This is a genomic window from Burkholderia sp. FW306-1C-G01B (assembly GCF_058781685.1).
The window spans coordinates 84,677-100,405 of record NZ_JBYSWZ010000006.1; the positions used below are offsets into that span (position 1 = coordinate 84,677).

The 15,729-nt window shown below is 67.1% G+C and carries 16 protein-coding genes; 3 read left to right on the forward strand and 13 right to left on the reverse strand.

Annotated elements, in window-relative coordinates:
- Window positions 1-26 precede the first annotated feature (26 nt).
- From AC3WLY_RS13795 to AC3WLY_RS13855, 13 genes are all read right to left on the reverse strand, one after another.
- A complete protein-coding gene (locus AC3WLY_RS13795; RefSeq protein WP_175963007.1) occupies window positions 27-1,394 on the reverse strand; it encodes a TadA family conjugal transfer-associated ATPase in 1,368 nt (455 codons plus the stop codon).
- An 18-nt stretch (window positions 1,395-1,412) separates the two neighbouring features.
- Complete coding sequence (locus tag AC3WLY_RS13800; RefSeq protein WP_492309533.1) at window positions 1,413-2,621, reverse strand: CpaE/TadZ family protein; 1,209 nt, start codon at window positions 2,619-2,621, stop codon at window positions 1,413-1,415.
- A 22-nt stretch (window positions 2,622-2,643) separates the two neighbouring features.
- Window positions 2,644-3,087: a TadE/TadG family type IV pilus assembly protein gene (locus tag AC3WLY_RS13805; protein WP_175963009.1), complete on the reverse strand. Its 444-nt coding sequence runs from the start codon at window positions 3,085-3,087 to the stop codon at window positions 2,644-2,646.
- Window positions 3,084-3,617: a TadE/TadG family type IV pilus assembly protein gene (locus tag AC3WLY_RS13810; RefSeq protein WP_175963010.1), complete on the reverse strand. Its 534-nt coding sequence runs from the start codon at window positions 3,615-3,617 to the stop codon at window positions 3,084-3,086. The genes AC3WLY_RS13805 and AC3WLY_RS13810 overlap by 4 nt, the downstream gene beginning before the upstream one ends.
- A 12-nt stretch (window positions 3,618-3,629) precedes the next feature.
- Window positions 3,630-4,895 (reverse strand): pilus assembly protein TadG-related protein, encoded by a 1,266-nt coding sequence (locus AC3WLY_RS13815; RefSeq protein WP_175963011.1) that lies wholly within the window; start codon window positions 4,893-4,895, stop codon window positions 3,630-3,632.
- A gap of 25 nt (window positions 4,896-4,920) precedes the next feature.
- On the reverse strand, window positions 4,921-5,223 hold the full coding sequence (locus tag AC3WLY_RS13820) for a hypothetical protein (RefSeq protein ID WP_175963012.1): 303 nt from the start codon (window positions 5,221-5,223) through the stop codon (window positions 4,921-4,923).
- A gap of 21 nt (window positions 5,224-5,244) precedes the next feature.
- Window positions 5,245-7,185: a type II and III secretion system protein family protein gene (locus AC3WLY_RS13825; protein ID WP_492309532.1), complete on the reverse strand. Its 1,941-nt coding sequence runs from the start codon at window positions 7,183-7,185 to the stop codon at window positions 5,245-5,247.
- 104 nt (window positions 7,186-7,289) lie between these two features.
- Complete coding sequence (cpaB, locus tag AC3WLY_RS13830) at window positions 7,290-8,135, reverse strand: Flp pilus assembly protein CpaB (RefSeq protein ID WP_492309531.1); 846 nt, start codon at window positions 8,133-8,135, stop codon at window positions 7,290-7,292.
- Between the two features lie 35 nt (window positions 8,136-8,170).
- On the reverse strand, window positions 8,171-9,571 hold the full coding sequence (locus AC3WLY_RS13835; protein ID WP_175963015.1) for a DUF8689 domain-containing protein: 1,401 nt from the start codon (window positions 9,569-9,571) through the stop codon (window positions 8,171-8,173).
- A gap of 32 nt (window positions 9,572-9,603) precedes the next feature.
- On the reverse strand, window positions 9,604-10,143 hold the full coding sequence (locus tag AC3WLY_RS13840) for an A24 family peptidase (RefSeq protein WP_175963016.1): 540 nt from the start codon (window positions 10,141-10,143) through the stop codon (window positions 9,604-9,606).
- 28 nt (window positions 10,144-10,171) lie between these two features.
- Window positions 10,172-10,381, reverse strand: coding sequence for a Flp family type IVb pilin (locus AC3WLY_RS13845; protein ID WP_105390944.1), 210 nt, complete (start codon window positions 10,379-10,381; stop codon window positions 10,172-10,174).
- A gap of 80 nt (window positions 10,382-10,461) precedes the next feature.
- Window positions 10,462-10,653 (reverse strand): Flp family type IVb pilin, encoded by a 192-nt coding sequence (locus AC3WLY_RS13850; protein WP_492309530.1) that lies wholly within the window; start codon window positions 10,651-10,653, stop codon window positions 10,462-10,464.
- 141 nt (window positions 10,654-10,794) lie between these two features.
- The gene (locus AC3WLY_RS13855; RefSeq protein WP_175963017.1) at window positions 10,795-10,986 is read right to left on the reverse strand and encodes a Flp family type IVb pilin; all 192 of its coding nucleotides are present in this window, start codon (window positions 10,984-10,986) and stop codon (window positions 10,795-10,797) included.
- Between the two features lie 1,046 nt (window positions 10,987-12,032).
- On the opposite strand from AC3WLY_RS13855, the gene AC3WLY_RS13860 reads away from it, so the two are divergent.
- The 3 genes from AC3WLY_RS13860 to AC3WLY_RS13870 are packed head-to-tail and all read left to right on the forward strand — an operon-like array spanning window position 12,033 to window position 15,718.
- Complete coding sequence (locus tag AC3WLY_RS13860; protein ID WP_492309529.1) at window positions 12,033-13,271, forward strand: glycosyltransferase family 87 protein; 1,239 nt, start codon at window positions 12,033-12,035, stop codon at window positions 13,269-13,271.
- Window positions 13,268-14,647, forward strand: a complete 1,380-nt coding sequence (locus tag AC3WLY_RS13865) for a glycosyltransferase family 87 protein (RefSeq protein ID WP_492309528.1) — start codon at window positions 13,268-13,270, stop codon at window positions 14,645-14,647. The genes AC3WLY_RS13860 and AC3WLY_RS13865 overlap by 4 nt, the downstream gene beginning before the upstream one ends.
- A 24-nt stretch (window positions 14,648-14,671) precedes the next feature.
- Window positions 14,672-15,718, forward strand: coding sequence for a glycosyltransferase family 2 protein (locus AC3WLY_RS13870; RefSeq protein WP_175963020.1), 1,047 nt, complete (start codon window positions 14,672-14,674; stop codon window positions 15,716-15,718).
- The last annotated feature ends 11 nt before the right edge of the window (window positions 15,719-15,729 follow it).

A 15,729-nucleotide genomic window follows, 5' to 3' on the forward strand; every position in this document is an offset into this window, starting at 1 on the left:
CCCCGAATGCAAGCGCCGACAGGCCGTCAGTTCGTCTCGTAACGCTGGGACGGGTCGTACAGCGAATCCGGCAGGTTGATGCCGAATGCCTGCAGCCGCTCCACGAACTTCGGCCGTACGCCGGTCGCGCAGAAGTGGCCGCGTACCGTGCCGTCGCGATCCACGCCGGTGCGCTTGAACGTGAAGATCTCCTGCATGTTGATGATGTCGCCTTCCATCCCGGTCAGCTCCTGGATGCTGACGATCTTGCGCTTGCCGTCCGTCAGCCGCGCCGCCTGCACGACCACCGAGATCGCCGACGCGATCTGCTGGCGCATCGTCTTCGGCGGCAGCGACAGGCCGGAGACGCTGATCATGTTCTCGAGCCGCGTCAGCGCATCGCGCGGCGTGTTCGCGTGGATCGTCGCGAGCGAGCCTTCGTGGCCGGTGTTCATCGCGTTGAGCATGTCGAGCGCTTCGGCGCCGCGCACTTCGCCGAGGATGATCCGGTCCGGCCGCATCCGCAGTGCGTTGCGCACCAGCGTGCGCTGCGTGATCTCGCCCTTGCCCTCGATGTTCGGCGGGCGCGTCTCGAGCCGCAGCACGTGCGGCTGCTGGAGCTGCAGCTCGGCGGCGTCCTCGATCGTCACGATCCGCTCGTTGCGCGGAATGTAGCCGGACAGGATGTTGAGCAGCGTCGTCTTGCCGCTGCCCGTGCCGCCCGACACGAGCACGTTCACCTTCGCGCGCGACAGCGCGTCGAGCAAATCGGCCATCGGCGGCGTCAGGCTCTGGTAGCGCACCAGGTCGTCCATCTTCAGCGGGTTGACCGCGAAGCGCCGGATCGACATCAGCGGCCCGTCGATCGCCGACGGCGGGATGATCGCGTTCACGCGCGAGCCGTCCGGCAGCCGCGCATCGACCATCGGGCTCGATTCGTCGATGCGGCGCCCGACACGCGACACGATCTTCTCGATCACCTTCATCAGGTGCGCGTCGTCGTAGAACGTCACGTCGGTCAGTTCGAGCTGGCCGAAGCGTTCGACATAAACCTGCCGGTACGTGTTCACGAGGATGTCGGAGATGCTCGGGTCGCGCAGCAGCGCCTCGAGCGGGCCGAAGCCGAACATCTCGTCGTACACGTCGATCGCGAGCTGCCGCCGCTCGATGTCGTTCGCTGGCGTCCGCTCGTCGTCGAGGATGCGCGAGATCAGCGAGGAGATTTCCTGGCGGACCTGCTCCTGCGGCATCCGCGACAGGCGCTCCAGCTCGACGCGTTCGAGCACGGTCTGGTGAATTTCGCGGCGCAGCTTCTGGTATGCGTCGCGTACCGACGAATGCGCCGGGCCGGCCGGCTCGCTGCCCGCCGCCATCGGCTGGGCCCGGTGCAAGGACATCTGTTCGCGCAATGACATGACGGTTCCCCGAGAGATTTACATGGACTTGAGCTTCGGCGTGGCCTTGCGGCCAAACAGCCGGGACATCAGCGGTTCGCTGCGCGTCGCGCTGCGTCCGGCGCGCACTTCGCCTTCGACGACTTGCTTCGCGCAGCCCTGCAATGCACGCGCGACTGCGGTACCGCGCGCGAGCCGCGATACCGGATGCCCCTGGTTGATCGCTTCGAGCACGGTGTCGGCGTCGTCGGGAATCATGCAGGCGGCCTGCAGGCCGAGCACTTCCTCGAGCGCGGTGCGGGTCCGGTCGCTCGCGCGCGTCGCGCGGTTCACGATCAGACGCATCTGATCGGTCGAGTAGCCGAGCGACACGAGGATCTCCAGCAGCCGGCGGCCGGCGCGCACGTGCGGCATCGCGGGCTGCAGCACGATCTGGATCTGGTCGCTGCGATCGAGCGCGACCATCGACAGCGGATTGATGCCGACGCCGATGTCGAAGATCACGAAGTCGTAGCGCGGCGCGGCGACGCCGAGAATCCACTCGAGCGCGTCCTCGCGCATCTCGGCGGCCTTGACCGGGTCGCCCGCGCCCGCGAGCACGTGGAAGTTCTCGGTCACGTGCGCGACGCTCGCGTCGAGGAACGCGCTGTCGAGCCGCTCGATCTGCGCGCAAAGCTGCGGCAGCGTCGACGGCGGGGTTTCGTCGCTGACCAGGAACGCCGCGTCGGCGAACTGCTGGTTCAGGTCGATCAGCAGCACGCGGCGCTTGAAGCCTTCGGCGATCTCGAACGCGACGTTGCTGGCGACGAAGCTCGTGCCGGCGCCGCCCTTGCACGACATGAACGACACGATCCGCGTATCGTCGGTGTCGCTCCGCGTGCTTTGCGCGGCGGCACGCTCGAGCGCGTTGCCGAGCGCCTGCCGATCGAGCGGCCACTGCAGCACGTCTCGTGCGCCCGCGCGCATCGCGTCCAGCAGCAGTTGCGGGGACGCGTCAGCCGTCACGAGGATGCAGGTCAGGCCCGCGTGAGCGCGGCAGATTCGCTCGATCGCCGACAGTTCCGACGGGTCGAACGACGAGCCGTCGACCAGCAGGATGTCGAACGCGTCGAGCCCGTCGGTGCGATGCTCGATCTGCGAAGGGCGGCCGGTTGCGCGCGTTGCGCGATAGCGTCCGCAGTCGGTGACGAGTCGCGCGATCTGCGTGAGCCGCGCGGTATCGTCGGAAGCTACGAGGATATTGATCATGTCGTGTGCCTCGTCTGTTCGATTAATTGCAGGCAGTGCCGCCGGTCGCGGAAGTCAGGCTTTCGCGCGGCAGCGTTGTCGTGAACGGCGGCATCTTGATCGTCACGTTCACGAACGGGATCATCGTCTTGACCGTGACGTTCTTGACGCTCACGGTCACGAACGAGCAGGTGGTCACGTCGCAGCTCGCCGGCGAGTAGTCCACCGACACGTTCGCGCTCGACAGCAGCGGCAGCAGCTTCGTCACGCGCTTCGCGACGCCGGCGGCATCCACGTCGCAGACCACCGCCGTGCGCGCGCCGAGACGCACGGCCTCGCTCGCGGTGTTCCAGTAAAACAGCACGCGGCCGAATTCGAAGATGCCGATCAGCAGCATGATCAGCACCGACGCGATGAGCGCGAACTCGACGATCGTCGAACCGCGCTCGCCGCGCCGGCGCGACAGCGGAAAATGGCGCGCATTCATGACACTTGCCTCATCACGGTGACGATGTTGCCGAAGGTGATCGACTTCAGCCCCGGGTACGCGGGGATCGGTTGGTACTGGTAGCCCTTGATCTTCACTTCGACGACGTTGATGCTGCCCGTCGCCGTGCCGCTCGCCGCGTTGTTGTCCGCGTCGTAGGTCGGCAGGTTCGAGAACTGCGCCGGGTCGGACGCATCGCCGCAGCCGGTCGTATGCGACGCATCGCAGATGGTCACCATCGACGTGGTGAGCCCCGGCACCAGCTCGGTGCCGGCCGAGCCGCACGTCGTGCTGCCGTACACGACGAGACACTGCGCCGCCGCCACCGGATACGCGCTGTCGGTCGGCAGCCAGATCGACAGGTAGCGCGCCGCGTCGCGCGTCGCCTTGGTCAGCGTCTCGTACTGGTAGATCGCGCGGCCGAACTCGGCCACGCCGGTCGCGAGCATGATCATCGGCATCAGTACGAGCGCGAACTCGACGGCGGCCACGCCACGGGTGCGCGAACGGCGAAACGGGGACCTTTTCATGATCGCCTCTCCCTATTGAACGAGCATCGGCACCTGGACCCCGGACGCGCTGCCGTCGCCAGGCAACCCGTGCGTCGCGCACGGACTGTTGCCGGACACCGACGAGCCGAGGTATTCGAGGTGCGCCACGACACCGCCTTTGCCGGGGCTGAACGGCAACGGATCGAGCATCAGCACGCAATCCCATTGCGTGATGTGCACCTTGCCGCTGCTGCCGCTCAGCGCCGAACAGTCGCCTTCCGGCGCGAGCGCGACACGGCGGTCGCCGCCAAAGGTCTGGTAGTTGCTCGCCGTCGCGGTGCCGTTGGTTGAGATCCCGCTGCCCGCCGGCGGCGCGCCGTCGCCCTGGTAGGACTTGAAGGTCGTGCGGTCGGTCACGAACTGCGTGTATGCGTCGCCCTTGATGCCCGGCGTTCCGGGCGGCCCGTAGTTCGGGCCGACATACGCGTAGCCGGTGAAGTCGGGCTGGCCGCTGGACCCGTTCGCGCCGCTCGTATAGATGCCGAAGCGCGTATTCCAGGCGCGCAGCGACGCCGACTTCAGGCCGGTGCTGCCGAGGTCGGGCGGGCTCTTGATATTGCAGGTATTGCCCGACAGCTCGCCCGCGATGGTCGTTTCGTTCGTCGAGCCGTCGAGCGCCGCCCAGCCGAAGTTGCCGGGCCCGTAGGTCGAACCGGACGGCGACGTGATCCAGTCGCCGACGTTGTAGGGCGGCGCGCCCGTCGCGCGGCACACGAACACCGGGATCGCGCAGGTGGTCTGCCCGCCGCCGACCGTCGCGATCGCGCTCGCCGACACTTCGGCCGCGTTCGCGAGCTTGGTGCCCGGCAGCACGTTCAGCACCTCGATGAACCAGTGTGCAATGTTGCTCAGCGACGCGACGCACTTCACGTACTTGATGTTCGCCGGCGTCGTGACCGAGTTCTTCGTCAGGAACGGATTGGACAGCGAGTCGCTGAACGTGATGTTCGAATTCGTCAGCATCTGCACCGACTGGTTCTGGAAGAACACGAAATTCAGGTGGCCGGCAGCGATGCCGTTCGCCTCGGCGACCGACAGGCTGATGGCCGAAGTCAGGTCGCGCGCAGCCGACAGCGCGCACGCATCGGCGCTGTTCTGCAGTTCGCTGCGCGTGACGTACAGCTTGCCGAGGTCCAGCGCGAGACCGACGAACCCGATCATCACCGCCAGTGCGAGACCGACGATGATCGCGACGGCGCCGCGCTGGCGATGGAGGCCGCGACGCGTGACTTTCGGATAGCGAGCTGCGCTGGACATGGCGTTCTCCCTGAGCGTGCCGTTGTTATTGGGTCGCCTTGCCGATGCCGATCACGAACGCATTGGCAGGCGGCTGGATCTGCTTGAACGACTTGTCGTAGTTGTCGAGCGCAGCCGCGGCGGCGCCGCCGTCGATGCCCGACGCCGACGCCGATGCCGCGTGTTCGGCGGCATGCGGGTCGATGATCTGGGCCTGCATCACGGTGCGGACCGAATCGCCGAAGCGGCTGTCCCACACCGGGGTCGACGACATGCAGCCGGCAAGCGCGAACGCGAGCGGTGCGGCGAGCGCCGCGCGGCGCACGAATACGAGGTAGGCGGATTTCATGGAGCTTCCCCTTGGATAGCTTCAACGATCGGTGGAATGGGGTTCCGAGCGCGCAACCTGCGCCCGGGCAACCGCGGGCACTCGTTGCTTCGGTCGCGCCGCCGGCTGGGCCGGCGTGCCGGGGCCGGCTGCCGCGAGGCGCGCGGCGGCGGCTTCGATACGCGCGACCCGGGCTGCATTTGCCGCGTTTGCCGCGTCTGGCTGCGGCGCGGTGGCCGCTACCGGTGCGGGCGTCTTCTGTGGCTCGGCCGGCACCGGCGGCTGTGCGTCCGTGCCCTGCGGCGCGCGCGGCGCGGGCAGTGCGGCGGCCGCAGCGGCGGGCGCTTCCGATTGCGGTGCAGGTGCAGGTGCCTGAGCCGGTGCCTGGGCCGGTGCCTCCTGAGGTGCAGCAGCCGCGCCGCTCGCGGGTTGCGCGCCCGGCTTGCGGACCCCGCGGCGGCCTTCCATGTTGCCCGTCGCGTACACGTCGAGTTCGTGCGGCTTCGAGAAGCTGTCGGTCGGCAGCGGCACGTCCGCGGTCTGCAGCGGCTTCACGAGGTGCGGCGTGATCAGGAAGATCAGCTCGGTGCGATCCTGCTGGAACGACGTGCTGCGGAACAGCGCGCCGAGCACCGGCACTTCGCCGACGCCCGGGATCGCCTTCAGCGCGCCGCTCGCGTTGTCCTTGATCAGCCCGCCGATCGCGAACGATTCGCCGTCGCTCATCTGGACCGTCGTCGAAGCACGCCGCGTCGTGATCAGCGGCAGGATCGACGTGCCGCCGATGTTGGACGCACTCAGCGTGACGCCCGTCTGCGACAGCTCCGATACTTCCGGTGCGACCTTCAGGCTGATCCGGCCGTTCGCCAGCACCGTCGGCGTGAACTTCAGCGCGACGCCGAACTCCTCTTCCTGCAGCGTGATCGACGAGATGCCGTTGCCGCTGCTCTGCGGGATCGGGATGAAGATCTTGCCGCCGGCGAGGAACGTCGCTTCCTGGCCGCTGATCGTCACGAGATTCGGCTCCGCGAGGATCTTGACGAGGTTGTCGGTGTTCTGCGCGTCGGCCGCGATGCTGAACGGCTTGTTGTTCGCCTTGTTGAAGATGGCCCCGCTCGCGACGCCCGCGAGCAGGTTGCTGACCAGCGCGCCGCTCCACGAACCGAACCCGCCCTGGATGTTGAACGCGCTGCCCATCTGGTTGATCAGCGTCTTCGACACCTCGGCCACCTTCACCTCGAGCATCACCTGCTGAGGCGACGTGACGCTCAGCATGTTCAGCACGCCGCCGCCCTGCTTGCCGCCCCCGGCGGGGTCGCCGGCGCTGTCGCCGTACGCGCGTGCGATCTGCATGGCCTGCTGCGCGGCCTGCGAGTTCGACACGCTGCCCGCCAGCACGATCGTGCCGGCGGCTGTCGACACATGGATGTCGCGTTCTCCCGGCAGCAGTTGCTGCAGCGATACCTGCAGGCCGGCGGCATCCGCTCCGACCGCGACGTCGATCACGCGGCATGCGCCGCTCTTGCCCTGCACGATCATGTTGGTCGTGCCGACCGACAGCCCGAGGATGTACAGCGTCTGCGGCGACACCATCGTCGCCTGCGCGACGGCCGGGTTGCCGATCGTCCGATTGCGGACCGGCTCCGGCATCGGCACCAGCAGCGACTTGCCGAGCGGCACGCTGACGCTGGTCGACTCGCGCACGGCACCGACGCAGTTCGGCCCGCGCAGCGGCCCCGCCGCAGCGGCGGCCGCGGCGACCGGCGCCGGCGCCATGCTGATCGTCATCTGCACGGGCCCCTTGCCGACCGCGGCCGGCGCGCTGGCGCCGCCCTTCGTCAGCACGCCCGCCTCGATGCCTTCCTGGGCCAGTGCGCCATAAACGGTCAGCCATCCCGAACAAAGGATCGCGGCCATCATCGTGCCCCGTGCCACGCGCGTCCGCAGTGGGCCGGTACCTGTGCATTGCGGTTTGAGCTTCATTTTGTCTGATCCCCCGAGAGACCGGCGCCGTGCCGGTTGTCGACTTCCGAGGCCGCTGTGTCCTGCTGGCGGCCGATCTGTTTATCTGGCTGTGTTGATCTGCTTCAGAAACATTCGACGCTGCCCTTCACGCCCGCCAGCACGCCGACGCAGTCGCGCCGTGCTGCCGGCGCCGCGTGCGACGCGGTGTGCACGCGCACCGTCCGCACTTGTGCGGGAGCGGGAAGCGGCGGCAAATCGGGTACGGGCAGCTTGCCGAGCAGCGTCATCTTGGTCGCGCCATCCGTGTTCATCGTCTTCTGGTCGACCTGGTTGCGCAGCACGAGCGACAGCGTGCCGACGCTGCGCGCGAGGTCGAGCCGTTCGGCCTGCTCGGGCGTGACTTCCAGCGTGACCGCGTTGACGACCTTCGGTGCGGTGTCGTCGCGGCTGACCTGCTGCGCGACGGCGAGCACGAGGATGTGCTCGAGCACGATCTTGGAGATGCTCTGGCCGTCGGTCTTGCCCTGCTGCTCCTGCGTGTTGACGATCACGTCGACGTAGGTGCCCGGCAGCGCGAAGCCCGCAACGCCGACCACGTCGTTCACGCGCACCGTGATCGCGCGGCTGCCGTCGGCGATCACCGCGGACAGCCCGCCCTTCGTGCCGAGCGGCGCCAGCTTCGACTCGATCACCGGCTCGCCGCGCGCGAGGCTGGTGCGCACCACCCGCCCTTCGAGCACCTTCGTATCGGTGAACGCGCCGGGCGGCACGCTGCTCGACGGCCAGCTCACCATGTGGATCTGGTTCGCCCCGAGCGGCTCGCCCAGGTTCAGGTCGGCGGCCGCTACCGCGACGGGCGTGACCGAGTTCGTGGATGTCTGCACCAGCCAGTGGGACGCGAACACGACCGCGGCAAGACCCGCGACCATCGCGACGGCCAGCATCATGAGCGCTCGACTGTTTTTCATGGCAATGCTCCTCGACGATTCGTGAAAGAAACGGCTCAACCGGTGATGAACGTACGTCCGCCTCGCTCGATGGGCGGCGGATGGCTGCCGTCCCGTTCGGGTGCTGCGCCGAAATAGCTCGCCCATGCGTCGTACAGTGCGTCGTGCGTCACCTCGAGCGGATCGCCGCGGTAACGCGCGCCGGCGGCCACGAGGCGCAACAGGTCCGCCGGAAAGCACGCGAGAAACGCCTTGCCGGTCGGCAGATGCAGCCGGTGCAGCAGGAACTCGAACGCATCGTGCGCCGATACGAGACCGAGCGATGCGCAGGCCGCGTCGTACACGGCACGGTAGTCGTCGATCGACAACGCGCCGACGTGAAGCTTCGAGCCGAGGCGACGCATGAACGCGTCGTCGCAGAACTGCTCCGGCGCGAGGTTGCTCGAGAACACCGGCCACACGTCGAACGGCAGCACGAAGCGGTTGCCGGATTCGAGCGTCAGGAAATCGACGCCGCGATCGAGCGGGCGCAGCCAGCGATTGAGCAGGTCGCGCGGCTCGACGCGCTGGCGGCCGAGATCGTCGACGACATACATGCCCATGTTCGCCTTCATGTGCGGCGGCGCCTGGTAGAAGCCGGCCGCCTCGTCGCGGCGCAGATCGAGCTCGTCGAGCGTCAGTTCGCCGCCGGACGTCACGACCGGCCGCTTGCACAGGCGCCAGCGGCGATCGACCGACTGGCCGCCGGATTGCGGTTCCGCGTCGACATGCACGAGCGGGTCGTAGATCTGGATCACTTCACCGGCCGCGCAGATCGCGTGCGGCACCGGCACGCGGCCGTGCATCAGCGCGCCGAGCCGCTCGGCGAGGAAGGTCTTGCCGCTGCCGGCCGGGCCGTAGATCAGCAGCGGACGGCCCGCGTTCAGCGCCGCGGCCGCCGCGTCGAGGACCGACGTGTCGATCACGAAGCCTTCGAACGCGGCCCACACATCGCCCTGGCCGATGTGCAGCTTGCGCACCGAATGCGCGCTCACGCATTCGAGATACGCGTCGAGCGTGACCGGCGCGGGCCCGCTGTAGCCGCTGCGCGCGCGTTCCTCGAACGCGAGCACGCGGCCCGCGTCGGTCAGGCGGAACGTCACGTCGAGATCGGTCGCGCCGCGATGGGTGAGCTCGACGAGATGCTCGCGCACCAGGAACGCGAAGACATCGTCGAGCACCGCGAGCGGCAGGCAGTGCCGCTCGACCAGGTCGCCGTACGACGGGCGGCCGAGCATCAGCGTCGACTTCAGCACGAGCCCGGCGACGAACGTCATGCTCAGCCCGGTTTCGTCGAGCGAGCGCGGCGCCGCCGGCAACTGCGCGCCCGGCTTCGTATTGGCCTCCCGCGACGGCAACGGATCGGGCAGTTTGGATACCTGCGCGTCGCGTCTCGGTTCGGTGTGGTTCGTGTTCATGATGGTTCCATCCTCGTTGCGGGCTCGTCGCGCTATGCGCACGACGCGAACAGCATGCCCAGCGTGCCGGCCGCGATCGCCACGCCGTACGGCAGCGTGCCGACCGACGCGATCTCCGCGGGGCCGTCGGCTGCCCCTGCGCGCGCCCCTTGCGAACGGCGCGCGATCAGCGCGCGGACGTTCGCCCACATCTGGCGCATCCGCCCGCGCAACAGCGCGAACGCGATGGCGCCGATCCCGCCGGCCACGAAGGTGGCCAGCACGATGTAAAACGTCATTTCCGCACCGACCCATGCGCCGATCGCGAGCATCAGCTTCACGTCGCCGGCCGCCATCCCGCGCAACAGGTAGAACGGCAGCAGCAGGCCGAAGCCGGTCGCTGCTCCCGCGAGCCATCCGAGTGCGCCTGCCAGGACGCCGTGCAGCATGCACTGGGCCACCAGCGCACCGACGAGGCCGACCGCGACGAGGCGGTTCGGAATGCGGCGGGCCGCGATGTCCGTGCTTGCCGCGGCGACCGCGAGCAGCGTCACGCACAACGGAACCGGGTAAGGCGGCGCAACGAGTAACATGGCGAACCTCGCGGAGCGAATCGATGGATCAGGAAACCATGGCCAGCGCGGTGGTCACGGCCGCCGTCACGGCTGTTGCGATCACCTCGTACGTATCGGCCAGCGAGCCTCTCAGCGTGACGACGCTGCCCAGAACCGCGACGGCGAACATCGCCCCGAGCAACGCATATTCGATCGACGTCACGCCCTGCTCGTCGCCGATCCAGCGGCGACATACGGCACGCACCCTGGCTTGCATGATGGTCTCCAGTTCCGGTTGATCAGATGACCGGGACGGCTCGAGCACTGCACCAGCCGAGCCGTCCGCGGTACGGTCCATCAGAGGCCTGCCACCGCCGAATCCAGGTCGGCCGCGATCGTGCTGAACACGGTCTTGAGGTCCTTCCCGATCGTCGACAGCGCGAGGATGATGCCTACCGCGATCAGTGCGGCGATCAGGCCGTATTCGATGGCGGTCACGCCGTCTTCATCGCGGACGAAGCGGCTGGCTTGTTGAACGAACTTGGACATGGTTATCTCCTTGCGTGATGACTTTCAAAGCCCTCGCGTACCGGCTGGATCGATCGATCTGGCATCGATACGTCGAGGAAAGTTGTTAATGCCGTGTGGTGCCGGCGAACGATTCGGACGAGCCGCCCGCCGTACCGTCCATCAAAGACCTGCTACCGCCGAGTCCAGATCCGCGGCGATCGTGCTGAACACGGTCTTCAGATCCGTACCGACCGTCGCCAACGCGGCGACGATGCCGATCGCGATCAGTGCGGCGATCAGGCCGTATTCAATGGCCGTCACGCCGCGCTGATCCCGAGTGAACCAGGCGATCTTTTCGATGACTCTTGACATGAGTACTCTCCTTTCGGACTGCTATTAAATTCCCTTCGTCGATCATGACGTCGGGGACGGGCACCACCGGCACTACAAGAAAATCGAAACGTGACGCTCAGCTGCGGGGACAGGGATGCGCACACCTGTCCGTGAGAACGGATTTCAGTGAGAAGGAACGCGAGAGATGCGCGTACGGTTCGATCAGCCGGATAAACCGGGCTGGACGATCGACCTGAACGGCGTGACTGCCGTTCGACGCATGGAATCCAGTTGAACGGGAGACAAACTCCCGGCGGTGCGGTAATTCGTTTTCAACGCGGCCAGCCGGCCGCGAAGTGCTGTGGTCTTTCATTTTTATTCCCCATGTGCTGCGATGCCGATCTTCTTGTTGCCCTGACGCTATCGGGTCTCATCGGTCGATCGGCGACGATTCTCGCGGTTCATCGACCTGGAGCTGCGTGTTCCCCGACGCGCTCCGGCCCTCTTCTCCGCAGGTGATTCCGAAGCCGGTTCCGTCTGTTCCCGGAACAGCCCGGTCGTCACTTCGCCGACTGCCGTGCCAACGCTGACGCAAAGAGCAGGCCACCTCGAGCGAAATCCAGGCGTATCAAGGGTTCCGGCGATCCACGGGTTCTCGCGCCAATGGTGCGACGAACGAAATGTTTCAACTTTGATATATGCATTCCCGCGAGCGAGGTACGCCGGAACGCTCGCCGCCGCGCTGCACAAAGGATCCAAAATTTTTTCTCGGGATTTTCCCGGACGCGGGCAGCCGGTTGCATTTCATGGGATCGGAGGGACGCGACACCGCTCAAAAACACGGAATGTTTCAAGCCAGCAACATGAAACCCGACCGGGTCGTTTTCTCATACCAAAAAACGCGGTTTTCACGCCTGTCACTGATTAATCGGGATCCCGGCTTCCAGTGCGCGGTTTGCAACATGCGATTTTTTCTTCAACAATGCATTCACCGGACAACGCCATTCAGAGCGATTCGATCCGGTGGCACGACAACATGAAACGGCTGCGACAGACCAAGCAGCCTCCACCACAAACGGGGCATCATGTACACAGCCAATCGTGGAACGCGCGATCGCGCAATACGCTGTGCTCAATGGTTGACAGCGGACCGGATCGTTCCGTACAGCTGCATCATGCTGATGCTCTTCGCCGCGCTGCTCGCCGTCTGGGGCATCGTGACGGACGGCTTCACGTCGAATGCCACCGCCCGCCCGGGCGCCGACTTCTCGGTCTTCTGGACCGCATCGAACCTCGTATTGCAAGGCCATGCCGCAGCGGCCTACGACTCTTCGTCATTCCTGCAGGCCGAGTTCGCGCACTTCGGTGCGTATCTGCAGCACCGGCCGCTTCCCTGGCTCTATCCGCCGACGATGTTGCTGTTCATCGCGCCCGTTGCCCTTGTGCCTTTCCTGCCCGCATATTTCCTCTTTTTCGCGGGCAGTCTTTTATGCTACGCGTTCGCCGTCTCGCGGTTGTCGGGATTGCGCGCGCATCTTCCGCACCCGCGCGCCGCGGCGCTCGTCGCGGCCGCGTATTCGGCGGTGTGCATGTCCGCGCTGTTCGGCCAGAACAGCATCCTGACCGCCGGCATCGCCGCGCTCGCGCTGCATCTGCTCGGCAAGCGTCCGGTTGCGGCCGGCGTGCTGATCGGGCTGCTCGCGATCAAGCCGCAACTCGCCGTCGTGTTCCCGTTCGTGCTGATCGCGGCGCGGGCGTGGCGCACGTTCGCGGCGGCGGCGATCAGCGCAACGCTGTTCGCGGCGGCCGGCATCGCGCTGGCCGGGCCCGGCGCGATGCACGGCTTGAGCCACGCCATGTCGACGGTACGCGACCAGCATTTCATGCTCGCGTCGTACTGGCTCGCGTCGCCGACACCGTTCGCCGCGTTGCGGCTCGCGGGTGCGCCGGTGGCTGCCGCGCTGGCCGCGCAAGCGGCGGTCGCGCTGCTGGCGATCGCCGCGGCCGTCGACGTGTGGCGCCGCACGCGCGACATGCGCCTGCGCGCCGCGGTGCTGGCCGTCGCCACGCTGCTTACGACGCCGTATCTGTGGAACTACGAACTGACCTGGCTCGGCATTGCGATCTTCTGCCTGATCGCACACGGCCTCGACGAAGGCTGGCTTCCCGGCGACCAGGGCATCCTCGTGCTCGCGTGGCTGCTGCCGATCTTCGAGATGTTCAACCGGCTGATGAAGCTGCCACAGATCGGGCCGGTCGTGCTGCTCGCGGTGCTGTTCGTCGTCGTGCGCCGCACGGCGCTCGCGTCACGGAGCAAGCAATGAAAGCGCCTTCGTTCGCCCGCCAAGCGCATTCCGCCGTCGATCTGCATCCGGAACTCCCGATCGCAGGCCCGCGCCGCTATCCGCACTGGCTCAATCGCGATCGCGTGCGCCTCTATGCGGCCGCCGTGCTGCTGACGGAACTGCTGTTCATCGTCATCTACGTGACCCGCGTGCTCCTGTCGCACAACGGTGCACTGGAACAGTTGTCGCAGGATTTCTCGCCGATCTGGAGCGCCGCGCGGCTCGCCGCGCACGGGCACGGTGCCGACGCGTGGCATTTCCCCGCGCTGTTCGCGGTCCAGAAGCTGGCAGTCCCGACGATGACGCTCGCGGACGGCGCGCTGCCGTGGCTCTATCCGCCGACGATGCTGCTGCTCGTGCTGCCGCTCGGCTGGCTGCCGTACATGCTGGCACTCGTGCTGTGGCTCGGCGTCACGTATGTGATGTTCGCCGCGACGATCCGCGCGACCGTGCAGCGCGATGCCGCGTGGCTGTGCGCGCTCGCGTTCCCCGGCGCGTTTCTCACCGTGATCGTCGGTCAAACCAGCCTCTTTACCGCGATGCTCGCGGGCATCGGCCTGCTCGCGCTGAACCGCCGCCCCATCTGCGCCGGGATCTGCTTCGGCTTGCTGACGATGAAGCCGCAGCTCGCGGTGCTGTTCCCGCTCGCGCTGCTGTGCGCGGGCCAGTGGCGCGCGCTGGCCGCGTGGGCCGCGACGATCGCCGGCTGCGCCGCGCTCGCGACGCTCGCGTTCGGTGTCGGCCCGTGGGTCACGTTCGCGCATGTGATCGGCAACGTCTACGCGATCGTCGGCACCGGTCACGCCAAGCTCGCCCGCATGCCGACCGTGTTCGCGCTCGCGACGATGGCCGGCTGGCCCGCGATCGTCGCGCGCGGCCTTCAGCTGCTGTCGGCCGCGGCCGCCGCGATCGCCGTCGTCTACGCGTGGCGCGGCGCATGTTCCTATGCGCTGCGCGCCGCGACCCTCGCATGCGCATGCCTGCTCGTCAGCCCTTATCTGTACGACTACGACCTGACCTGGTACGGCATCGTGATCGCGTGGTACGCGCGCTATGCATGGACGCACGGCTGGCGGCGCTTCGATCGCGAATGGCTGATGCTGCTGTGGACGATGCCGCTCGCGGGCCTCGCGGTCGTCTCGCATCTGTCGTTCCAGTTCATGCCGCTCGTGACGCTCGCATCGCTCGCGCTGCTCGTCAGCCGGATCGCGCAGGAAAGACACGACGTGCCGTCAATGCCCGACGCACGCGACGACTCGACCGAGACCGGCTTCGCACATCCGGTTCGACCGCACCACCGCCCGGCGCTCGGAATGCGCCGCACCGGCCGCCCGACGCTCGGCGCCGGCCGGTGAAGCGACATCACAAGGGGAATCATCATGCGGGAACCACTCTACACGCCGCTCGTTTCGCTGGTCGTGCCGTTCTATAACGAAGGCGAGGCCGTCGAGCGCTTCTTCGACGTCGTGATTCCGCTGCTGACGGCCATCGACGCGATCCGCTTCGAGATCGTCTGCGTGAACGACGGCAGCCGCGACGACACGCTCGAACGCCTGATCCGGATCAGCACCGGCGAGCGGCGCGTGCGCGTGATCGATCTCACCCGCAACTTCGGCAAGGAAGCGGCGCTGACGGCCGGCCTCGACGAAGCCGCCGGCGACGCGGTGATCCCGCTCGACGCCGACCTGCAGGATCCGCCGAGCCTGATTCCGGTGATGATCGAACACTGGCGCGCCGGCGCGGAAGTCGTCGCGGCGAAGCGCAGCAACCGCGCATGCGATTCGTTCGCGAAGCGCACCGCGGCCGCGATCTACTACCGCGTGCACAACCTGCTGTCGGATGTGAAGCTGCCGGAGAACGTCGGCGATTTCCGGCTGATGGACCGCAAGGTCGTGAACGCGCTGCGCAACCTGCCCGAGCGGCATCGCTTTATGAAGGGGCTGTTCGCGTGGGTCGGCTTCAAGACCGTGATCGTCGAATATCAGCGCGACCCGCGTAGCGCCGGGCACTCGAAGTTCTCCGGCTGGAAGCTGTGGAATTTCGCGCTGGAAGGGATCACCAGCTTCAGCACGGTGCCGCTGCGCAGCTGGACCTACATCGGCGTCGGCATCGCCGCGCTCGCGTTCCTGTACGGCTCGTTCATCATCTTCCGCACGCTGCTGTTCGGCAATCCGGTGCTCGGTTACGCGTCGCTGATCTCGGTCACGCTGTTCATCGGCGGCATCGAACTGATCGGGATCGGTGTCATCGGCGAATACATCGGGCGGATCTACGACGAGTCGAAACAACGGCCCGTCTACCTGATCCGCCGCCGCTACCAGGCGCACGGCAAGGTGATCGAACTTCCGGTCGCGCGCGATGCGCGCCGCCAGATCGCACGTCGGCGCGTGCAGTTGCCGAACCGTGCGCGGATCGACGTACGCTGAACGCGCGCAGA